We start from the raw sequence: 2,291 nt of genomic DNA on the forward strand, positions 1-2,291 counted from the left end.
TTCATCCCGGTTCAGATTGAAAGCACTTCCGATCGGGCCTTGCTGCGACAGAGCAGCATGGCTGCGGTGGATTTGCCGGGGACTTGCGATGGGGCACGTAGGTCGGCATCGAAAAGGACAGCGCCTTTTTCCTCTCCAGCCAAGGTGAGCGCGTCGCTGCCGAACGGCGTGAAGTTGACGCTGGAATGCGGTGATGTGGATGCGTTGACGGCGACCATCGGAGCACTGGGTCATGTTCAGACTGGGCGCTGACCTGAAAGTCTACCTGCACCGCGAGCCGATCGACTTCCGGGCCGGCATCAACAGCCTTGCGGTTCTGGTCCAAGAGACGATGGCGCTCGATCCGTTTGCTCCGGCGGTTTTTGCGTTCTGCAATCGCCGTCGCGACCGGATGAAGCTCCTGTTCTTCGATCGGTCGGGCTTTGTGCTGGTAATGAAGCGGCTGACCGAGGACAAGTTCCGGTGGCCGCGCCGGGAGGCAGCGGTGGTCACGCTTACGACCGAGCAATTGCACTGGATCCTCGACGGCATCGACATCGATGCGATGGTCCGCCATCCGGTGCGGCAATATCAGGTTGCCGGTTGAGGGCTCTCGAATTGAGCGGTTGACGCGGCGGCATGCTTTCGATTCAAGAATCTGATGAATCGACCCGGCGAACCGACTGTTGAAGCGTTGATGGCGCGTATTGCTGCGCTGCAGGCGCAGAACCGTCAACTCACCGAACGCGTCGTCAAACTCGAGGAAGAGCTGGCGCTTGCACGACTGCATCGTTTTGCGCCGCGCAGTGAAAAGCACATTGACCGCCTCTTCAATGAAGCCGAACAGGCCGCGGATGAGGACGCCGCCGACAACGAAGATGGCGGCGTCGTTGTCCTGCCGGACACGGGCTTGCCGGCGAGCGAAGGGGCGACGGGAAAGAAGCGCGGCCGCAAGGCCTTGCCGGAAAACCTGCCGCGCGAGCGCGTCGAGTATGACCTTCCCGACGATCAGAAGGCTTGTCCTTGCTGCCGTCACCAGATGCATCGCATGGGCGAGGCCGTTACCGAGCAACTTCATATCGAGGTGAAGGCGAAGGTCCTGCAGAATGTGCGGTTCAAATATGCTTGCCGTCATTGCGACCGTACCGGCATCAACACGCCGGTCGTGACCGCGCCGATGCCCGCGCAACCCTTGCCTGGCAGCATCGCCACGGCTTCGACGCTGGCCTTCGCGCTCGTTCACAAATACGTCGACGGCACACCGCTCTACCGCCTGGCGCAGGCCTTCGAGCGCGCGGGCGTTCCTGTCAGCCGTGGCGCTCTGGGTCACTGGGTGATCGGCTCGAGCGAAAAGCATCTCGCCCGCATCTATGACGTGCTGAAGCTGCGGCTCAGATCGCAGCCCCTCATCCATGGCGACGAGACCACGGTCCAGGTGCTGAAGGAAATGGACAGAGAGGCCACCAGCACCTCGTACATGTGGGCATACCGGAGCGGCCACGACAGTGACGAGCCGATCGTGCTGCTCGATTATCAGCCGGGTCGCGGCCAGATACACCCGCAGACCTTCTTGGGCGATTACCGCGGCATCGTGATGAGTGACGGTTATTCCGCCTGGCGCACGCTGGAAGGGGCAACGCATCTTGGCTGCATGGCCCATTCCAGGCGGCGCTTCGTCGATGCCCTAAAGGCGAGGAAGAAAGGCGGCGGCCCGCCGGAACAGGCGCTCCGGTTCTTTGAACAGCTCTATCGGGTTGAAAGGCAGGCGCGGAACGAAATCCCCGATGACGGCGAAACGCGAGATCACTGCATTCGCCACTTCCGCCAGCAACATAGTGTCCCGATCCTCCATGCTCTCAAGGCATGGCTCGACGACATCGCCCCAAAAGTCTTGCCGGACAGCAAGCTCGGCGACGCCGTCTCCTACACCCTGAACCAATGGGGATATCTGACTCGTTACACCGAGGACGGCAGCATGCCGATCGACAACAATCTTCTCGAGCGTGACATCAGAATCTTTGCCACTGGCCGGAAAAGTTGGCTGTTCAGCGATACCGTCGACGGAGCCAGGGCCAGCGCCGTCATCTACAGCCTGATGTTGACCTGCCGCGCCTGTGGCGTCGAGCCGTTAGCGTGGCTGCGCCACGTCCTCACTGAACTACCTCAGCGCCCCGAGAACGCAGCCATCGAGGATCTGCTGCCCTTCAACTTCGCCAAAGCAACAGCAGCCTGATCAGACCAGATACCGTTCCCGATTCGAAGGCCATCCGTCGAAAGCGCTCGCGTCAACGTGCAGCGAAAATAGCGCTTAC

At 61.2% G+C, this 2,291-nt stretch carries 2 protein-coding genes and 1 pseudogene; all 3 read left to right on the forward strand.

The features are described 5' to 3' along the window. Positions 1-252: pseudogene (locus NKH60_RS34745) on the forward strand (IS66-like element accessory protein TnpA); the annotation flags it as partial. Then, positions 233-586, forward strand: a complete 354-nt coding sequence (tnpB, locus tag NKH60_RS34750; RefSeq protein WP_352469379.1) for an IS66 family insertion sequence element accessory protein TnpB — start codon at positions 233-235, stop codon at positions 584-586. The pseudogene NKH60_RS34745 and the gene tnpB, both read left to right, overlap by 20 nt. Positions 587-640: 54 nt before the next feature. Next, complete coding sequence (gene tnpC / locus NKH60_RS34755) at positions 641-2,212, forward strand: IS66 family transposase (protein ID WP_352493672.1); 1,572 nt, start codon at positions 641-643, stop codon at positions 2,210-2,212. Positions 2,213-2,291 lie beyond the last annotated feature (79 nt).

Origin of the sequence: Mesorhizobium sp. M1006, from assembly GCF_040318825.1 — a bacterium.
In the GTDB taxonomy this organism is placed as follows: Bacteria; Pseudomonadota; Alphaproteobacteria; order Rhizobiales; family Rhizobiaceae; genus Mesorhizobium.

Coding starts and splice junctions, on each gene's coding strand:
- tnpB (WP_352469379.1), top strand. CDS start 233: ATGTTCAGACTGGGCGCTGACCTGAAAGTCTACCTGCACCGCGAGCCG.
- tnpC (WP_352493672.1), top strand. CDS start 641: ATGAATCGACCCGGCGAACCGACTGTTGAAGCGTTGATGGCGCGTATT.